The 18,953-nt window shown below is 54.7% G+C and carries 14 protein-coding genes; 12 read left to right on the top strand and 2 right to left on the bottom strand.

Going from position 1 to position 18,953, the window contains the following annotated elements; genetic code table 11:
* Positions 1 to 152 precede the first annotated feature (152 nt).
* The 10 genes from ACR0L4_RS08630 (at position 153) to ACR0L4_RS08585 (ending at position 14,117) form a co-directional block, all read left to right on the top strand.
* Positions 153 to 1,097, top strand: a complete 945-nt coding sequence (locus ACR0L4_RS08630) for an alpha/beta fold hydrolase (RefSeq protein WP_480512166.1) — start codon at positions 153 to 155, stop codon at positions 1,095 to 1,097.
* Between the two features lie 406 nt (positions 1,098 to 1,503).
* Positions 1,504 to 2,610, top strand: a complete 1,107-nt coding sequence (locus tag ACR0L4_RS08625) for an outer membrane protein transport protein (protein WP_170749366.1) — start codon at positions 1,504 to 1,506, stop codon at positions 2,608 to 2,610.
* 186 nt (positions 2,611 to 2,796) lie between these two features.
* Positions 2,797 to 3,336 carry a Crp/Fnr family transcriptional regulator gene (locus ACR0L4_RS08620; RefSeq protein ID WP_170749367.1) on the top strand — a complete coding sequence of 180 codons (540 nt, stop codon included), beginning with the start codon at positions 2,797 to 2,799 and terminating at the stop codon, positions 3,334 to 3,336.
* Between the two features lie 200 nt (positions 3,337 to 3,536).
* Positions 3,537 to 4,388 carry an alpha/beta fold hydrolase gene (locus tag ACR0L4_RS08615; protein ID WP_480512163.1) on the top strand — a complete coding sequence of 284 codons (852 nt, stop codon included), beginning with the start codon at positions 3,537 to 3,539 and terminating at the stop codon, positions 4,386 to 4,388.
* On the top strand, positions 4,381 to 5,340 hold the full coding sequence (locus ACR0L4_RS08610) for an alpha/beta fold hydrolase (protein ID WP_480512161.1): 960 nt from the start codon (positions 4,381 to 4,383) through the stop codon (positions 5,338 to 5,340). Before ACR0L4_RS08615 ends, ACR0L4_RS08610 begins: the two co-directional genes overlap by 8 nt.
* Before the next feature lie 19 nt (positions 5,341 to 5,359).
* Complete coding sequence (locus ACR0L4_RS08605; protein WP_480512159.1) at positions 5,360 to 6,559, top strand: FAD-dependent monooxygenase; 1,200 nt, start codon at positions 5,360 to 5,362, stop codon at positions 6,557 to 6,559.
* Complete coding sequence (locus ACR0L4_RS08600) at positions 6,556 to 7,593, top strand: zinc-binding dehydrogenase (protein ID WP_480512157.1); 1,038 nt, start codon at positions 6,556 to 6,558, stop codon at positions 7,591 to 7,593. The genes ACR0L4_RS08605 and ACR0L4_RS08600 overlap by 4 nt, the downstream gene beginning before the upstream one ends.
* Positions 7,594 to 7,794: 201 nt before the next feature.
* Positions 7,795 to 9,123: an MFS transporter gene (locus tag ACR0L4_RS08595; RefSeq protein ID WP_480512155.1), complete on the top strand. Its 1,329-nt coding sequence runs from the start codon at positions 7,795 to 7,797 to the stop codon at positions 9,121 to 9,123.
* A 797-nt stretch (positions 9,124 to 9,920) separates the two neighbouring features.
* Positions 9,921 to 11,033 carry an efflux RND transporter periplasmic adaptor subunit gene (locus ACR0L4_RS08590; protein ID WP_480512152.1) on the top strand — a complete coding sequence of 371 codons (1,113 nt, stop codon included), beginning with the start codon at positions 9,921 to 9,923 and terminating at the stop codon, positions 11,031 to 11,033.
* 21 nt (positions 11,034 to 11,054) lie between these two features.
* The gene (locus tag ACR0L4_RS08585; protein ID WP_480512150.1) at positions 11,055 to 14,117 is read left to right on the top strand and encodes an efflux RND transporter permease subunit; all 3,063 of its coding nucleotides are present in this window, start codon (positions 11,055 to 11,057) and stop codon (positions 14,115 to 14,117) included.
* A 304-nt stretch (positions 14,118 to 14,421) separates the two neighbouring features.
* On the opposite strand, the gene ACR0L4_RS08580 is transcribed toward ACR0L4_RS08585, so the two are convergent.
* Both ACR0L4_RS08580 and ACR0L4_RS08575 read right to left on the bottom strand, forming a co-directional pair.
* Positions 14,422 to 14,952, bottom strand: coding sequence for a hypothetical protein (locus ACR0L4_RS08580; protein ID WP_480512148.1), 531 nt, complete (start codon positions 14,950 to 14,952; stop codon positions 14,422 to 14,424).
* A 63-nt stretch (positions 14,953 to 15,015) separates the two neighbouring features.
* Positions 15,016 to 16,464, bottom strand: a complete 1,449-nt coding sequence (locus ACR0L4_RS08575) for a hypothetical protein (protein WP_480512146.1) — start codon at positions 16,462 to 16,464, stop codon at positions 15,016 to 15,018.
* 510 nt (positions 16,465 to 16,974) lie between these two features.
* Between ACR0L4_RS08575 and sstT the strand changes: the two genes are divergently transcribed.
* Positions 16,975 to 18,213 (top strand): serine/threonine transporter SstT, encoded by a 1,239-nt coding sequence (sstT, locus tag ACR0L4_RS08570; RefSeq protein WP_480512144.1) that lies wholly within the window; start codon positions 16,975 to 16,977, stop codon positions 18,211 to 18,213.
* Positions 18,214 to 18,558: 345 nt separating this feature from the next.
* On the top strand, positions 18,559 to 18,951 hold the full coding sequence (locus ACR0L4_RS08565) for a GtrA family protein (protein WP_480512142.1): 393 nt from the start codon (positions 18,559 to 18,561) through the stop codon (positions 18,949 to 18,951).
* Positions 18,952 to 18,953 lie beyond the last annotated feature (2 nt).

Genomic DNA, 18,953 nt, shown 5'->3' with positions numbered 1-18,953 from the left:
CAATACATCGCAAGAGATGACCGATGCTGTTCGAAACAGCCGTTTTCGGGTTCTGGTTGCTGACAGGAAAGTTCAAAACCCAAAGCGAACCCTGTGTACCTGATTCTGAACGAGGCCATGACCGCAGCACAACAACAGAAGGTAGGTAGAAAATGATACTCACAATTTGCGTTGCTCTGCTGGCGCTGGTCTTGGTGGTTCTGCCTTGGTGGCGGGACCCGGAAACCAAAAGGCTGAACAGCCCAGATGAAAAAGAGTTTCCGGGCTCCTACGTCAGATTGTCTCACGGTCACACAAGATACATCCTTCGCGGTCCCGAAACGGCAGAGACCGTTGTCCTTGTTGGCGGGCTGACCACCTCGCTGGAATTTTTTGATGATCTTGCCGATGTCTTGAACAAAGCGGGTTACCGGACGCTTCAGTATGATCTCTATGGCCGCGGCGGGACCGCCCGCCCCCGCGACGTGGCCTATGATCGTCAGACCTTTGTGCTGCAGATCAAAGAGTTGCTGGATGCGTTGAAGATTGATGGCAAGGTTCATATTGTCGGTCAGTCGCTGGGTGGCGGTATCTCGTCGACCTTTTCTGCGGACTATCCCGACCGGGTGAAATCGCTGTCGATCCATGCAAGCGCAGGATACCTGCCGTCATTGCCGCCGCTTGCCAAGGTCATCGATACACCGATGCTGGGCGACTATGTCTGGTGGTGGATCGGCAATGGGTTTGTCGACGGCAATCTGGCCAAGTATTTTCCCGATCCTTCCCGATATGACCCGGAGATCCAGGCCCTCAAATCGCAATTCGAACAGGCCGAAAAGTTCAAGGGGTATCGGCGGTCAATTCTTCAGACCATCCGCAACTTCAAAGCGCATGACATGCAGGCAGATTTCAGCCGCATTGACGCAGACCAGATTCACATGCAGATCATTTGGGGAAAAGCGGACATCGTGATCCCGGTTGGCGGTGCCCAGATGCTAAAAAGCTGGGTCAAGGGGACACCGAAGCTGGAGCTGTTGGAGGGCATCGGGCACATGCCCTTGACCCAGGAGCCCGACCTCATAGCTCAGTTGGTCCTGAAACACATTCAAGACTCCTGACCGGCCCAACCGATTTTCAAGGCTCAAGCCGCAAAACACGCGGCTTGAGCCTTTTTCTTTCAAAAAAACTTGCCGCAAATATACACATTTAGCCAAAAAAATGAGCTTACTTAACATACGTTAACGCGCCAATCCTCGTTGTCCCGCAGGTTTTCGTGAGCGCGAAACAGAGCCCGGACGTTCAGATTGAAAGTGCCAGCCAAGGCGATTCTGACGGACGGGATCAAACCGAAACGACGGAGTCAGAACTACAGCAATGTGATCCTTCACTTTGAAACCGACCGGGCATGTGATCCGGCGGATGCGAGTGAACCACAATCCCAACAACAGGATCACGCAATCCGACCCGTGCTTGGGTGTTGCGCTCAGGAAATCAAAAGACGAACCAATAGGGACGAACATCAACATGAAAAAGGCGTTACTTGCACTTGCAACTTCGGCGTTGACGCCGTCAGTTTTGCTGGCGGGCGGCGGGATTGACCGAAGTGGTCAAGGCGTTAACATCCTGTTCGAAGACGGGGACGCGGTCCAGTTTTCGATTGCTTACGCAATGCCGCAAGTCAGCGGAGACGACAACGGGGTTCCGACGAACAAAGTCTCAAACAATTTCTCCATGCCCACGCTGGCGTACAAAAAGGCGCTGACGGATCAGATCGATTTCGCACTTATCTACGATCGCCCGTTCGGAGCCAACACAACCTATCGACCCGGCATACCAGCCTCGACGAACCCGCTGGATCCGACCGCTATCAACACTCAATACGCCAAGGCGAGTTCGGACGCTTTGACGGCTCTGCTGCGCTACAAGTTCGACAATGGCTTTAGCGTCTATGGCGGCGCGCGCGCGCAACGTCTGGAAGGCAGAGTGTCTGTACCGAACGCACTGGGATATAGAGTCGAATCTGATGACCCGGTCGATTTTGGTTACACGGTTGGTGTCGCGTGGGAAAAGCCCGAAATTGCGGCGCGCGTCGCCCTGACCTACAACTCGAAGATCGATCACACCTTCACCCAGAACGAAACTGGTACTGATCCAAACACCTTTACCCCGTTCAACGTAGATACGGAATCCAAGGTGACGACACCGCAATCGGTCAACCTTGACTTTCAAACCGGCGTCAATCCAAAGACTCTTGTCTTCGGCACAATCCGCTGGGTTGACTGGCCGCAATTTGAATGGTCCCCGCCGAACTTTCCGGGCGGTGTCTTGGCTGACTATGACCAGTCGTCCTGGGAATACACCGTCGGTGTAGGTCGCAAGATAACCGAGGATTTTGCCGGTGCGGTCACGTTTGTGTACGAACCCAAGGAAGGTGGGATTGCGTCCCCCTTGGGCCCGACAGATGGTGCCTGGGCGATCGGCGTCGGTGGTACCTATGATCTTGGCGACGCGCAGGTTTCCGGCGGTGTACGCTACACCAAGCTGGGTGACGCAAATGTTGCCGATACGGGCGAATTTAGCGGAAACTACAGCTGGGGTGTCGGTTTCCAGATCACCTACGCTCTGAACTAAATCACCTTTTTCAACAGGCTGAAGGCCCCGCCAGTACCGCGGGGCCTGATGCAAGGATCTAATTCATTTCGTGTGCACCGCATGTCGCGTTGCCGAGGCAGGTCGCCTGTACACCTCTTTGAAACTTTCTTCCCTTGTCGTAAGCTGCCGAGCAATCACTTACGCATCGAAGGAAGACAGCAAAGAATGCGAATTGCGCCAGACTTCAGAGCAGAATACCTGAGCTCTTTGAATCGCGTTGAAGTCGACAAAAGAGAAACACTTCTGTTGCAGGGGGAAGTAAGCAAACATGCCTACTTTGTCGAGGAAGGGTGTCTGCGTATTTGGCACAATAATGACGGAACGGACGTCACGCTTCAGTTCTTTTTGAAGAATGACATTGTGTCTTCGCTTGAGAGCTTTTTCTATGGACGCCCAAGCAATTTCGGCATCGAGGCCATCACGTCGACAGTGGTCAGATCCATCGATCGCGATGCCTTTGAAAAGCTGATGGATCGTTCTGACGAGTTCAGAGAGTACATGTTTCACGCACTCATCAATCGCGTCGCAGACTATCAGAATCTGTTCCTGAATCGAATAATGGAAAACCCGGAGAACCGGTATCGCCACATTCTGGAACATTCTCCCGAGCTTCTCGAAGCCGTCCCTCTGCACTATCTGGCATCCTATTTGGGGATCACTCCCGTATCGCTCAGCAGGATCAGAAGAAAGATCGGCGTTCCTTAACAATTGATAACGCGAGTCAGGTGGAAACTTGAGATAGTTCGTCGGTCTGAAGATTGGATCGGATAGAATGGACTCGCACACAATCTGCAAACTGATGAGCATGAAACAGCATGGACGTTTCCCGCATGCGGAACGGTCAGGATGTGCTGACTCCTTCAACATATCCACGTCAATATCGCTAGTTGATGACGGGCTTGCTCATGTTTCGTCCTGATTTATCGCGAGCCGCCGCAGAGCATGAGTTGTCAGGCCCGGATTCTCGTTGGTTGAACCTTCCTGACGCCCGCGTTCACTATCGGACAGCAGGAACGGGGCCCACGGTTGTTCTGCTGCACAATTCGGGCATGTGGGGCGGTGTATGGGATTATTGGCTCCCGATTTTGTCCGAACATTTCACCGTCGTCGTGCCCGACCTTCCAGGGGCAGGCCTGACTGGTCCCGCGGCGGACAACGACTATTCGATGGATGCCTTGACGAAGTTTGTCGCCACGTTTGTGAAAGCAACATGCAAAGGTCCTGTCCATGTGGTTGGGCTATCGCTGGGCGGTCAACTGGCTTGGCGTCTGGCATTGCAGGAGGCTTCACTTGTCAAAAGTCTGGTTCTGATCAATCCGACGGGCTACCCGGACAAGAAGCTGCCAAAAGTATTCAAACTGGCCCGCGGGCGCATGGGGTGGATTCTAAAGTACATCGCGTCCGAAAAGATGTTGCGGAACAACTTGTCAGAGTTGTGGGGATCCGGCGCGCCGATCTCGGCAGAGTTCCTTGAACGTTTGGTGGTGAGCCAGCGGCGATCCGGCAACCGCAAGGCATTTCTGCGCTTTCTGCGTACAGACAACAAAAGCCTGCACGAGCAGATTCCGAACATCACGCAACCGGTTCAGTTGCAATGGTGCGAAATGTGCGGTCCGCAGCAGTTCACACGTGACCTTCCGAATGTCGAACTGGTTGATTTCAGTGACTTTGGCCATATTCCAACGTTGGAAGGACCCGAACAGACATCATCGGCTGCGATCCGTTTCCTAGAAGCCCAAGAACAAGAAAATGCGTAGCAGGCTTAGATTCCCGATCATCGTATTGGCGATACTGGTCGTTGCTCTGGTGGCGGTGCCTTGGCTGCGCGACCCAGAAACCAAACGGTTGGATGCCCCAAACGTAGCCGAGTTTCCGGGCTCCTATGTGCTGCTGGACAACGGCTACGTACGATATCTGCTGGAAGGTCCGGAAAACGGCGAGACGGTGTTGCTGGTCGGTGGTCTGACAACGTCTCTCGAGTTTTTTGACGACACAGCCGGGTTCCTGAACGATGAGGGTTACAGAACGCTCCGGTTCGATCTGTATGGCAGAGGTGGTTCTGCGCGCCCCGCAGATGTGGCCTATGATCGGCAGACATTTGTACAACAAATCGACAGCCTTCTGGATCACCTGACACTCCACCAGAAGATTCATGTCGTCGGCCAGTCCCTTGGCGGCGGTATCTCAGTCGCCTGGGCCGTGGAAAACCCACAGAAAGTTCGTTCCCTGTCCATCCATGCAAGCGCGGGTTATGTCCCAGAATTGCCGGCCACCGCCGCAGTGCTCAACATGCCCGGATTGGGTGACTATGTTTGGTGGAACATCGGCAATGGGTTCATTGACGGGGATTTGGGCAAGTACTTTCCCGACCCCGACCTGCACGCAGCAAAGATCGAGCGCCTCGGGGCACAATTCGATGCCGCTGAGCAGTACAAGGGGTATCGCCGGGCGATTCTGACAACGATCAGGAACTTTCGCGCCCATGATATGAGTGCCGAGTTCTCCCGTTTGGATGCGAATGAAATCCCGGTCATGATGGTTTGGGGCCAGTTGGACACCGTCATCCCGATCGAGGCCGCCGATACCCTGATCAAATGGATGCAAGGGACACCAGACTTTGTTCGACTGGACGGTGTGGGGCATATGCCGCTGATACAGGCGCCCGGAGAGACCCTGGACCTGCTTCTGAAACATATCAAAGAGCACTAACACTTATGGAGCGCCACCAATGAGCACCCGAATCGAAGCCGATTCCCGCATTATCATTGTCGGAGCCGCAGCCGCGGGTCTGTCCCTGGCTTGCGCCCTGCGTGAAAAGGGCTTTTGCAATATCAAACTTGTGGACAAGGCGGCCTCGGCCGGGGAACTGGACGTTGCCGCCCCGATCAATCTGGGGGCCAATGTTGTCCGCGCCTATGACGTGTTGGGTCTGAAACGGCAGCTGCTGGCCCAGAGCTGGCGATGGGCCGGCGTTCAGATTCTGAACGCCAAGGGCAAGCAACTGGTCTTTATGGACGGCGATAAGATCGAAAAACGCGGTGGGTATGCAGCGATCACCACGACCCGTGCCCACATGTTGCAGGTTCTGCGCTCGGCCGTGCCCGAAGGATGGATCGAATACGATGTCGAGGTTGCGTCCGTAGCCGAACGCACGGACCATCTACTGGTAAGATACACGGATGGACGCGAGGAAAAAGCCGACCTTCTGATTGGCGCCAATGGGTATTACTCTGACCTGCGGACACAGGTTATGGGTCCGACCGAAGCCCGCGATGACGGCAAGCTGAGCCTGCAGGCGTTGATCCCAAGTCGCGATGGTAAACCGCAGGTCAACATCCCGAACACTCATGTGTTCACCGAGTTTGTGACCACACGGGGAAGTGTCGGCTTTGGTCAGAATACCGACAACGACTTCAATATCTTCTACAACGTCATCAGGTCCGATGTTGAAGGCAATCTGGATCAGCAGGTTTTGCTGGATTATGTGAAAAAGCAATTCGCAGGCATCGATCCACGCATCGACCAACTGACCAATGCAGTCGATGCCAATGACATTCTGGTCTACTACCCAAAAGACCGCCCGCTGCAGACCGGATGGTCAAAAGGCCGTATTGCCCTGATTGGCGATGCCGCGCATCCGGCGTTTCAATATACCGGGCAAGGGGCTGCAATGGCCATGGAAAGCGCGCTTGTGCTGGCTGACAGTTTGAAAACTGCGCCTTCCTACGCCGAGGCGTTCGCTCGGTTCGAAAAACGTCGCCTGCCGCGCATCAAGGTTGTTCACACGGAATCGTACCGGGGCGCAAACATGTTCGGCCTGTCCAACCCATTCCTGTGTGCCATTCGAGACACCGTGATGCGGATTGTTCCGAACGCAATCAAAACAAAACCACTCGTGAATATCCACACAGGAGACTTTCTAGCATGAGTACCATGCACGCCTGGGTTGCCCGCTCGTATGGTGCACCGAAAGACGTTCTGAAACTCGAAGAAATGCCGATGCCTGAACCCAAAGGCAATCAGGTACTTGTTCGAATTCTGGCCTCGTCTCTGAACCCGATCGACCTGAGAATGGTTCAGGGATACGGGTCGCGGTTGCGCCGTCTGGCCGCCAAGCAGGAATTCCCCTTTGTCGCAGGCCGCGACATCGTGGGCGAGGTCGTTGCGTTGGGTCCGGACGCGACCAAGTTCAAGGTTGGCGACCGCGTTGCGGGGATCAACGACATCAAGGAATCCGGTGGTCACGCGCAGTATTCCGCGATCACCGAAACCTGCCTGGCGGCGGCCCCGTCCAATGTGTCGCCTGTCGAACTGGCGTCGATTCCTTATGTCGCAATGACAAGCTGGAGCGCATTGGTCGGCCGTCTGAAAATGGACCCCTCAAATGTTGTCGGCAAACATCTGTTTGTCCATGCGGGTTCGGGTGGCGTTGGCAGCTACGCCATCCAGTGGGGTAAGTCTCTTGGCATGAAGGTTTCGACCACCTGCGGTACGTCCAACGTGGATTGGGTCAAAGACCTGGGGGCGGATGTTGTTGTGGACTACCGGACGCAGGACTATCGCAAAATCGTCAAGGACGTGGACTATGCCTATGACACTCTGGGCGGGTCCTATGAAAAAGACACAGCCGCGCTGGTCAAGAAAGGCGGCGGCTATGTTTCCATCGTACACCAGCTTATGCCGTATACGGACGGCAGTGGGCTCGTCATCGGCGGGCTGCGTTCGCTTGGCCGGGTTTTGCGCAAGAAGGCACGCTATGGCCTGTCCGGGCGCAAATATGCCTGGTCTATCGCGCAACCCAGTGAAGCAGCCATCGCGCATGTCATGGCCAAAGTCGCTGACGGGAAAATCAAGCCGGTAATCGATCGGGATCTGGCGATGACGGACATCATTGCCGCCTACGATCACCTTGATACCGGTCGCGCAAAGGGGAAAATCGTTTTGCATTGGGACAGCGCTTAAAGCTGAACACTCAAACACGCAGGAGGAGCGTATTTGCAGAACGCCGCCCGGGGTCGTTCTTTCGGGCCGACCCCAGCGGGCAAAGACCACGCCGGTCCCAACGGTTCACGTTGAGGTCCCGGCGGTGTCAGATGTTCAAAAACTTACCAATTGCACAAGCCGACAAAAGAACCGGCTTTGCCACACAACTCGGAGGAAATTGTGTCCCATCCAAAACTGAACGCTTCGCGTTTGGCTGCATTCGTTTCGCCAGAGGCGCCGTTTGCTGCATTCCTTACGGCGCTCGTCGTATTCATACCGCCATTCTATGCCGGCAGTGTTGGCCTTGGGTTGGGCACTGTCGGGATGATTTTTGGCCTGACCAAGCTATGGGACGTTGTGACAGACCCGGTGTTTGGTGTTGTCTCGGACCGGTGGTATACCCGCTGGGGCCGTCGCAGGCCGTGGATGATCGCCTCGGTCCCGCTGTTGGGTTTGTGTACCTACATGGTGTTTATCCCACCGGCCTCAGCAACAGGCGACTATTTCGCATTGTGGATGATTCTGCTCTATATCGGCTGGACGATCGGAACGGTGTCTCACATCTCATGGGCGGCGGAACTGTCTTCCGAATATCATGAACGGTCACGTATCTCGGCGTACAAACAAGCCGCCGCGCTTCTTGGAACCCTTGGGGTCTTCGGGTTGGCCGCGACTTCGGACTATCTGTTCGACGCAGACGAACAGATGCGAATGACGTTGATCGCGATCTGCCTGCTGGTTCTTCTGCCGGTGACTGTCTTCACTGCCTGCTTTGCCGCTCCTGAGCCAAAGCCGGAAAAAGCGCATACCGAGAAACCCATCGGCATCTTCAAAGCACTGCGGTCAAGCAAACCCCTGCGCAGACTTCTGACGACAAACGTTTTGCTTGGAATTGCAACAGGGGCCGTCGGCGGCATGATCCTGTTCTACACCGAGCACGTCCTGAAACTGGGCAAATGGACGTCTCTTGCTTTGGTCCCGTTTCTTCTGTCCGCGCTGATCATGCTGCCGATATTCGTTTCGATCAGTCGCAAGATCGGTAAGCACCGCACTTTGTGTGTTGCGATGGTTTACCAGATTATCGCCAGCTGTCTTTACCTGGTGATGCCAGCGCACAGCCTGCTGCTTGCGTCCCTGGCCTTCCTGCTGCTTGGCGCCAACCAAGCGGTCGGCACCTATATCCCGCGTGCGATCATGGCGGATGTCTCCGATCTCAGCACGTCCGAAACCGGTCGCCAGCAAACAGGGTTCTATATGGCGCTGCTCCAGTCTTCGAGCAAAATTGCGGCGGCGTTGGCTGTAGGTCTAAGCTACCCGGTCCTGTCTTGGATTGGCTTCGATCCTTCACCTGATGCAATCAACTCCGAGCAGACCCTGTTTGCCCTGCGGGCAACTATGGTCCTGTTTCCTGGGTTCATGTTTGCCCTGGTCATTCTGATCATGTGGAACTTCCCGCTTACCGAAGAGTTCCAGAAGGAAATCCGGCGAAAGATCGAGCAGGCGGCCTGACACCAATCGCAAAAGGTAGCCGCCGAACAGAGTCTTCTGTCGGCGGCTGCGTAACACCGGCTCTGCTGCTTTGAATTCCGACGTGAATGATCCCGGCTGCCCTATGGCGACTGGGATGATGTGTTGCCTGCCATCTGTCTAAGAGTTGGGATCAAGAGGATGCGCAGTGATTGTTCTCATCTATTTGCCAGTTGTTGACCTTTTTGAGTTTCGCCACGGATAAAACTGCCCCCCGGGCGTCTCAATCATCTGAATACAGGAAGACGAAACCGCACCAGCATCGCAAGGCTGGGCCGCTGCTTGTCTGAACAGCTGTTCGCCACCCAAGCCCGTAACACCGTCGACCACGTGTGCAGATGGCGTTTAGTGCGCCTTGTCAAGCGGAGTACCCAATTCAGACCGTATACTTGATTTTGATCAATGTGCCCGGTCCGACAGTGCACGACACTTGTGCTTTGATTCAACTGGCTAAAACAACCGGCCACCCAAAGCAGGCGCAAGACAAGGACGCTGACGTACATGCATTCCGTCATGCTTGGATGGACATATGTGTGCGGTTTGCGATCCCCAGAAAGGACGGCGTCTGATGTAAAAGTGGGTCGCCAGCGGAACCAGAGGTTTTAACAATTGATAATGCCATGTTTTCCCGTCTCCGTTAGCATAGTGGGCAGCTTGCCGATCTTCCAAACCCTGCAAGGATCAGGCGGCTCCAGCTGAATCATAAACGTCCCAATTGCTTCAAGTGACTGAAATCGCTTGACTTCTCTTACCAAGCTCCAACAAGGGATAACTCCAAAATGGTGCGCTACTTCAAACTTGTACCGATTCTCACCCTTGCCGTTCTGTCTGCCTGCAAAGAAGAGGAACAGGACAAAAGTGCCATCGTTCGCGGTGTGAAAACCTTTTTGGTTACCGAGACGCAGTCGACAACTGAACGTCACTATCCTGGTGTGCTTGAGCCAGCGACAATCACAACCCTGTCCTTCGAGATTGGGGGCACGTTGAAAGAGATGGGTTTGGCGATCGGTCAAACTGTGAGTTCGGGCGACACACTGGTCGAGCTGGACCCGACCTTGCTGCGTATCCAGCTTGAAAACGCACAAGCAGCCGTCGAACAGGCGCTGGCACGGTTTACAAATGCGGAAAGAACACTGAACAGACAGCGCAGCTTGCTGGACCGCGGCGCGGCAACACAGGTTTCTGTCGACAACGCCGAAACCGACTTTCTGGCTTCAAAAGCAGGCTTGGATCAAGCAAAAAAAGTTGTGGAGGCCGCACAGGAAGATCTCACGAAGACCGCGCTTCATGCTCCATTTACAGGGATTATTAACTCGGTCGACGCAGATTCATTTGCAACGGTCAGCGCGGGCACACCTATCGCCTCTCTCTATGCCAATGACAGCTTCGAGGTGTCGTTCTCGATCAATTTCGAGGCAGCCAGCCAAATCGAAATCGGCACGCCCGCAAAAGTGCAACTGGTCGACCGACCGCGGATCAAACTCGACGCCATCGTGACAGAGGTTGGCAGCCGGGCAGACATTGTTTCAGCCTATCCGGTTGTAGTGTCGGTGACGGAAAACAATCCACTGCTCAAGGCAGGCATGGCCGTTGAAACAACGCTGGAGTTCCCCTTGCCCGAAGCTGTCGGGTACCTCGTTCCTCTGTCGGCGGTCAGTACGGACCTGACCCAGCTTGATCGCGATCTGAGCGACAAGACTGATACCCTTGTGGCTTTTGTTTACGACAAGGACAGCAGTACGGTCCAACAGCGGGAAATCGAAGTTGCGGGCATTCGAGAAAACTCTCTTATCGTCATATCGGGTCTGCAACCGGGCGACCGGGTTGCTTCGGCCGGGGTCTCATTCCTTCGCGACGGACAGTCCGTCAACCTTCTGAAAAGCGAAGATTAATTTTAAGGCGAGGGTTTTCCCATGGGGTTCCTGACTCGATTTGGCATTCAAAAGTCCCGTCTGACCGTTCTTGTAATGGTTGGACTACTTCTGCTTGGAGCGTTGTCGTACTACCAATTGCCCAAGCGCGAAGACCCCGAAATCTCGTTGCGCACGGCAATCGCGGTGGCCCAGTATCCGGGCATGTCTCCGGAACGTGTCGAGGAACTGATTGCCGAACCACTGGAACGCGCCGGTCGCGAAATCGACGAAGTTGAAACAATCGTCACCCTGATCACCCGAGGCCAGGCCGAACTGAAATTCGAAATCTACGATTCCGTGCCAAATGCCGAGTTGGAGCGGGTCTATCAGGACATCCGCAACAAGATGAACGACTCCATCGGTCTTCTTCCAGAAGGCACACTGGGCCCGTTCGTCAACACGGATTTCGATGCTGTAGCGATTGCCACGATCGCCGTCACTGGTGAGGGGTTCAGCTATGAAGAAATCTGGGATGCGGCAGAGGACCTGCAAAAGCAGATCTATTCCCTAAGCGGGATTACCAAGGTTGGAATCGAGGGCCGTCAGGAAGAACGCATCTGGCTGGAAATCGACACCCGGAAACTTGCATCCGTCGGCGTGCAACTGGATCGTTTGCTCTCGGACCTCAGCGCCCAGAACGTCATCGTTCCTGCGGGCAATCTGGACGCCAACGGCGTCAACATCATGCTCGAAGCCAACGGTGACCTCAAAAGCGTTCAGGAAATTCGCGAGGTACTGACCAAGGTGCCCGGCCTGAACGGGCTGGTCCGACTACAGGATCTGCTGAACGTTCGGCGTGGATATGTCGACCCGCAGAAAACCCCAATTTTTTTCAACGGCGAACCGGCGCTTTTGCTCTCGGTCGAGATGGACAGCAGCCGGGATATCCAGACGATTGGAGCGGACCTGAAGCAGCGCTTGCCAGAGTTTGAAGCCACACAGCCCATCGGAATTCAGTATTCGATTTCGACCTTTCAGGAGGCCAACGTGACCCAGGCCATCAACGGCGCGTTGACGAATGTCGGGCAGACATTTCTGACCGTCTTTGTGGTCATGCTGGCGTTCCTTGGCCTACGTCCCGCCTTTGTGGTGTCGTGCATTGTTCCGTTTTCGGTGATGTTCTCGTTGATCCTGATGTCCAGAGCCGGAATTCCAATCGAACAGGTTTCGATTGCGGCCGTTATCATTTCGCTGGGTTTGCTGGTTGATAACGGTCTGGTCGTAGTGGAGGAAATCCAAAGTCGGCTGAATGCGGGCGAAGCACCCAGTACAGCCGCTGAAAATGCGGGCCGCCAGTTCTTCATACCACTTGCTGTGGCCTCCATCACCACGGCCTCGGCCTTTATCCCGATGCTGATCCTGGAAGGTGCCGAAGGGGATTACGCGTTCTCTTTGGGCGCGGTGGTCGGCTTCATGCTGCTCGGGTCTTGGATCACCGCGCACTACATTTTGCCCTTCCTGTCCACCTATCTTCTGCGCCCATCAAAAAAGGCGCAAGCCGGGACAGAAACCTGGATGATCCGTTCCTATGGCAATCTGACCCGCATTCTTCTGAAAAAGGGATTGTTGGTCGCAGGCGTCATTTACGGCATCATCCTTGCGGGAACGACAGTGTTCGGCTCGCTCAAGGGTGAGATGTTCCCGCTGGCGGAACGGGCGGAATTCCTGGTCTACCTGGAAATGCCGCGTGGCACCGCGGTCACCGCGACGCGAGAAGAGGCCTTGGCAGTTGATGCCTGGCTACGCGACGCCGAACAAAACCCCGAAGTCGTCAGCACAACCCTGTTTGTTGCCAGCGGTGGTCCCCGCTTTTTCCTGACCCTGGACCCAGCGGATTCAGACCCGGCCAACGCGTTTTTTGTGGTCAATACGACCGATTTCGAAAGTGCCGTAGCCGCTGCGGAACGGGCGCGCAACTATCTTGTGACCCAGCGCCCGGCCGCCAGCTACCGCATCACCCGTCTGGCCATGGGTGGCGAGGAATCCGGCATTGTGGATGTTGAAATATCCGGTCCAAACGCCGATGTTCTCGTGGGTCTTGCCCGAAAGGTTCAAGACGCATTTGACACCGTGCCGGGGGTGATCCTCAATCAGAATGACTGGGGCAACAAGACGGTCAAGTTCACTGTTGAAATCGCACAGGACAAGGCGCGCGAGTTCGGGGTAACGTCAAAAGATGTTTCCGAAGTCATGGAAGTGTATTTCTCCGGCGTTCCTTACTCTGTCTACCGGGATGGTGCAGATTCCATTCCGATTGTCGTTCGGGCGCAAGAACCATTTCGTGACAGTATCGAGGACCTCGAGAACCTTTCGATTCCAGGGGATGGCCGCCTGATTTCGTTGGCTCAGATTGCGGACTTCACACCAACATTCGAGTTCTCGCAGTTGCGCCGGGAAAACCAGGTTCGTAAAATTACCGTTTCAGGCAAAAGCGCTTATCTGTCTGCTGCAGAAGTTGAACAACGGGTGGCACAAGATCTTGCTGCGCTGACCCTCCCGCCGGGGTATCGTCTCAGTCTGGGCGGTGAAACCGAGCGCAGCGCCGAGATCAACGCGCTTTTGCTTGCGGGTATGCCTGCCGCCCTTCTCGTGATGCTGGCAGCGCTGATGTTCCAGTTCAACTCGGTCCGCCGGGTGGCGCTGACGTTTCTGACGGTCCCGATGATCCTGATCGGTGCCCCGCTTGCGCTGTTTCTGGCGTCACAACCTTTGTCCTTCTTTGCCATCCTAGGCCTGATCTCTTTGATGGGCATTATCATAAACAACGCAATCGTACTGATTGACCAGATCGACATTGAACGCGAAACACTGCCTTTGGATGACGCGATTGTCGCAGCTGCGAAGAAGCGGGTCACGCCCGTGATGCTGACATCGCTTACCACAACGCTTGGGCTGGTTCCGATGGCGCTGAATGGCGGGGCCTTGTTCGAACCGATGGCGACCTTGATGATCGGAGGTTTGATTGTCGCATCGCCGCTGACCCTGTTGTTTGTTCCGTCGGTCTACCGGCTGATGTTCGTCTGGGACGAGCGGAGGCGGGAGGCAGCGACAGTGACCTCGTGACCTGACGCGGCGCCGGTACCGGATGTATTTTGTGATTGACGCCTTGCTTACGTCAAAACCCAAGTGACTGGCGAAAGCACATCAACTTGCCGTAACTAAGCGATTGTTTCCTCAGGCTTATACCTTCCCGCCCTGAGTCCTCCTTATTCTCAAACACAACGGCGGGCCGCTTCAACGGAGGAGAAGCAGAATAAGCTCGTCTGGCAGGCGACAAAGCAAGAAGCGACCAACGCCCGTTGTCAAGGAACCACTGCCTGAATCTGCCAGGTTGAAGGCGGTTGTCGCCAAGCGGATGCTTGAGAACTCATTCCTCAAAAAGCGTGATCAGCCCTCTAGGCAGGCGCATCGGATGCATGCTGCCCAGGAACAAATCGGAACAGTGAATGAGTTGTCTGTCGCTCGCCAGTTGTTTTTGACTTAATGCACGTGCTGCATCCGAGAAGCCGGCAATAATTTGACTGGTCGAACAATCACGTTCGCCGACCATACACGCATTGAAAAGTTGTGTGTCTCCAGTACCAGTTTTGACCGCAGGTTTGACAAAAACATAGTCGGTGGCCCCGAAGCACTTGAGAGTCGAAGACCCATCACGGATTTGGAACCGCATATCCAAAACTGTGTTTGAGAAAAAGACTATGGTCTTGCTCCACAAGAAAGCGAGTTTTCCCGGAAAAAGTTGGCTGGCCGTGCGCGTGACACAGAACAGTAACTTTGGTTGGTCTATCGCGATCTCTGGCCCAGCGAGCTGATCACCTGCCCAAGTTAGGTGGTTTTGTCCGCAACTGGTGTTTTCAACGACAAGACCAACCGACCACCGTTGGTAGACCGAATTCACTTATCTCAAGGTCTCTGGCGGGGCCAGGACATTCTCGGCACGAACCTCCTTGGTGGAACGCCCCTACCCGTCGCGCAACGCCGATTGAGACAGCTCCATCCAGACCCTACCGCATACAGCTTCTACAGTGTCACCCATGCCGATATCCAGCACTGTGTCGGAGGTAGATAAAAAGCTGCTCTTGTCCGTCACGGTCAAACGCAAAACGCTTTTGGTGTTTGGATCAACACACGGAGATGCCAGCAACAAAGCCAGTAACAATAAACCCCGATCCACATCGTCGCCTGTATCGAAAAGAAGTACCTCATCTGCGACAGCAACCCGATCTCGACATCCAAATATACTGGTCGTTCCCGAGATCTGCGCAGCCGCATGCAGGGCCGAACCTACTCCGTCGATGGTTTCAGCGCGTTTTCGCAGTTTCGGTCCTCGGATCGCATTCGCCAGATAGGCGGCAGGGGTAGCGACATGAATGTCCCGGTAGCAATAGAACGCTTGGTCGAAAACTGTGGCCTCGTTGGCCAACTGACTGATTTCCTTGCGTATGGCGGCGGCGTTTTCCAGATTGTCCAGTCTTAGCAACTGCTGTCGATTGGCCTGACTGGCTCCAAAAACTGTTTTCTCTTGATGCAACGTGTAGAAAGGCGGCAATTGAGCTCCGAAGAACGCCGTACATTCCACTTCGAACCGTTGCAGTTCTTCGGCGGGGATGGAGCTGATGCCGCCCAGAATCAACGAGCCGAAAAGTGTGATGAAACGGTCCGCATAGGGGACGCGGCGGTCAAACTCAGCTATTGGATCGGCGGCCTCTGACCCGGTCGTCAAAGCGTGCCAACGGGCCTGATCGAAAAACTCTGGCTTGCCATTGCACCAGAAGCACTGACCATCCTTCTGCAAGAAAGTCGAATAGTGCCCGGGCGATCCGATGATGAACGCATCCGCGACAGAGATTCCGTGCAGGATACAGGCCAGCGCTGTGGTCAGCGTTGCCTCATCCGCGCAGACAGTCACGCCCATCGGCCTATGTTTCTTGTGCCCCAGAACCCGAGACATGGCGTGCAGACCATCGATCGTTGAGTAGGTGTAAACTGGCAATTGATCCCGTTCGAGAACGGGAAAGATATCCAGAGCAGGCGTCAAGAGGCCGTCAGCCCTCCGACGTGTGACATGCCGCCAGAGCTGGTGTTTGATTTGGGTCACCGCAGCTGCACCCAACCGGTCTCGTTCGTCCCGAAGATCCATAACTCCGACACGTTCGGCGGTGCCCATGGGGAAGTCGTGGGTAAAATGATGATCAATGAACTGCAGCATCTGTTCCGTGATCTGTGCCGAATGTGCATCCCCTGCCCGCGTCAAAATCTGATCTCGGATATGCCAAAGTCGATCGCTCATCATATTGGCGAGGATCAGAACAATAAGTAGGTTCGGATCGATGGCGGCATCCAATAGGCCGGGATGTACGACACGCGACAACCTCTCAACCCGATCAGACGGTGCGCCCGTTTCTGTCATATACCTGTCCTTCGAATATGAGTTGAGATGACCAACTGTGTGTGAAAACACTAGCGGTTGGTTGAACGCCGGCAAAGGGTTGTGCCGCGCATATTCAGCCTATTTAGGATGTGCTTCGGGCAGTCTTGCTGTAAAACACCTGAATAACCTGACGCAGCGTGAAAACGTCGTGGTTAAGTACTCTTAATGCAATCTCCACTATTGGATTATGAGTTTTTGGCTCTCGGCTGCGAGGGTGGTGCGCGATGAGTAGAAAGTTCCGCTTCTAGACATAAACATCTGATAAACATCTTAAAAATCAATCCCTTTAACTGCGATCCTCTTTGAAAACTAAACGCCAAACCGGTCAGGTTAGGCGACCAAAATCGCCTTGACACCTTAATGTCTTCAACCTGCTCAACGCGTTCAAAATCTATTTCCTCCGCCCATGTTTTGTCTGTTCTTGCATGTTTCTCATCGCCTTCCGGGTACCCCATGCCCGACCGGCCTCAATCAAACAGGATAGTTCCGATGAATTTCATATTGCGAGGTAGTCTTGTCACTCAAATCATCATCGGCTTGACCGCCGGTGTGCTGTTGGCCCTGATCTGGCCTGCTGCCGGGCAGACTGCGGGTCTGTTGGGCGATTTCTTCGTTGATGCGCTAAAGGCCGTGGCACCCGTTCTGGTGCTGATTCTGGTCTGCGCTGCGATTACCAACCACAAGAAAGACAGCGAGGCTCGGATGGGTCCTGTGGTGCTGCTGTATATTCTGGGCACCTTTGCCGCCGCGCTGGTTGCAGTCGCGGCAAGTTTTCTGTTTCCGGTCTCACTGCATCTGACCGGAACACCAGACCTTATGCAGGCTCCGGATGGACTGGGCGAGGTCATCCGGAACATCCTTCTGAAAATCGTGGACAACCCGGTAAATGCCGTCGCACAAGCCAACTACATCGGAATTCTGGCCTGGGCTATCGGCTTGGGGCTGGTGTTTCGCCACGCAGGCGACACCACCAAATCCCTGATGTCTGATCTGGACACGGCCATCACCAAGATCGTGGGGGCGATCATTCGGATCGCTCCGATCGGGATCTTTGGCATTGTCGCATCTACCATTGCCGAGACCGGGTTCGAAACCCTTCTGAGCTACGCCAATCTATTGGCAGTTCTCATCGGATGCATGCTGTTCATGGCGCTGGTGGTCAATCCGTTGATCGTTTTCCTGCGGATCGGTCGGAACCCCTATCCGCTGGTTTTCACCTGCCTCAGAGAGTCGGGGATCACAGCCTTCTTCATGCGCAGTTCAGCCGCCAACATCCCGGTCAACATGGAGCTTTGCCGCCGCATGGGATTGGATGAAGAAACCTACTCGGTCACGGTCCCGATTGGCGCAACGATCAACATGGGCGGGGCCGCAATCACGATCACGGTGATGACATTGGCTGCCGTGCATACCATGGGTATCGAGGTCGACTTTCTATCCGCATTGCTTCTTAGTGTGATCGCCGCTCTTGCAGCAACCGGCGCGTCGGGCGTTGCCGGTGGGTCGCTGCTGTTGATTCCGATGGCCGCAAGTCTGTTCGGTATCGACAACGCGGTTGCAATGCAGGTTGTCAGCATCGGCTTTATCGTTGGCGTGTTGCAGGATTCGGCGGAAACAGGTTTGAATTCATCCACCGATGTGCTGTTCACTGCGGCAGGTTCTTACAAACGGGGTGACCCCTACCCGCGCAAATTGCCGATCGAGGGTCTGAGCGCGCAACCTTCATGACATTGCAGAATGCCCCGTCGTAGAAATGCAAATGGCCAGCACCCCAAATGCTGGCCATTTTTTCCGAGTGAGTGATGGGCCACACGGCCCCACCGGTTGAATTCTTTGTCCTCGCAACACTATCAAACAACGCAGAGGCCGAGAACTAGGGGAATCCCGTAGGTTGCATCGGTTTTTGCATAGGTGTCTATTTTTTAAGAGAAAAATTCTGAATTTTGGCCTGCCTGATACCTCGGTCAGCCGCCCGGCCAATTCGCCGAGCGGTAAAAATAGCTGCTGAAACGCCCTTTCCCTTTTGGTCCAATCAAGTACAAGGTGTGACAGACCAAAGGCATGAGGATTGGCGTGTCAGCTGACAGCACATTTCGGCACATCTTGATGTTTTCTGTTGTTGGCGGGCTGGCTTTTCTGGTGGATCTGGGTGTGTTCACCGGAGTGAGTGCGCTCGGTGCCGGTTTGCTTTTATCCCGCAGCCTGTCCATCCTGGCTGCGGTCACGTTCACCTGGTATTTTAACCGGACCCTGACCTTTCAAACCCAGACAGCGCCAACCGTCGTCGAGTTTCTGAGTTATCTCGCCGGGATGCAAATCGGTCTGGTAACCAATTTCTCAACGTTCTTCGTCGTGATCCATGTCTCAGAGGTTGCTGCGCGATGGCCGGCAATTGCATTGGCTATCGCGACACTGGCCGGAATGACGCTGAATTTTTTGATTTCGCGGAAGATACTGAGAAAATAGAA

Source organism: Ruegeria sp. AB5 (assembly GCF_056542645.1).
This window is presented reverse-complemented; position numbering and strand designations above follow the sequence as displayed.

What these genes read in the sequence shown, in the direction of transcription:
- ACR0L4_RS08620 (WP_170749367.1), top strand. Translation starts at nt 2,797, where the DNA reads ATGCGAATTGCGCCAGACTTCAGAGCAGAATACCTGAGCTCTTTGAAT.
- ACR0L4_RS08575 (WP_480512146.1), bottom strand. Translation starts at nt 16,464, where the DNA reads ATGACAGAAACGGGCGCACCGTCTGATCGGGTTGAGAGGTTGTCGCGT.
- ACR0L4_RS08590 (WP_480512152.1), top strand. Translation starts at nt 9,921, where the DNA reads ATGGTGCGCTACTTCAAACTTGTACCGATTCTCACCCTTGCCGTTCTG.
- ACR0L4_RS08625 (WP_170749366.1), top strand. Translation starts at nt 1,504, where the DNA reads ATGAAAAAGGCGTTACTTGCACTTGCAACTTCGGCGTTGACGCCGTCA.
- ACR0L4_RS08610 (WP_480512161.1), top strand. Translation starts at nt 4,381, where the DNA reads ATGCGTAGCAGGCTTAGATTCCCGATCATCGTATTGGCGATACTGGTC.
- ACR0L4_RS08585 (WP_480512150.1), top strand. Translation starts at nt 11,055, where the DNA reads ATGGGGTTCCTGACTCGATTTGGCATTCAAAAGTCCCGTCTGACCGTT.
- ACR0L4_RS08600 (WP_480512157.1), top strand. Translation starts at nt 6,556, where the DNA reads ATGAGTACCATGCACGCCTGGGTTGCCCGCTCGTATGGTGCACCGAAA.
- sstT (WP_480512144.1), top strand. Translation starts at nt 16,975, where the DNA reads ATGAATTTCATATTGCGAGGTAGTCTTGTCACTCAAATCATCATCGGC.
- ACR0L4_RS08630 (WP_480512166.1), top strand. Translation starts at nt 153, where the DNA reads ATGATACTCACAATTTGCGTTGCTCTGCTGGCGCTGGTCTTGGTGGTT.
- ACR0L4_RS08605 (WP_480512159.1), top strand. Translation starts at nt 5,360, where the DNA reads ATGAGCACCCGAATCGAAGCCGATTCCCGCATTATCATTGTCGGAGCC.
- ACR0L4_RS08615 (WP_480512163.1), top strand. Translation starts at nt 3,537, where the DNA reads ATGTTTCGTCCTGATTTATCGCGAGCCGCCGCAGAGCATGAGTTGTCA.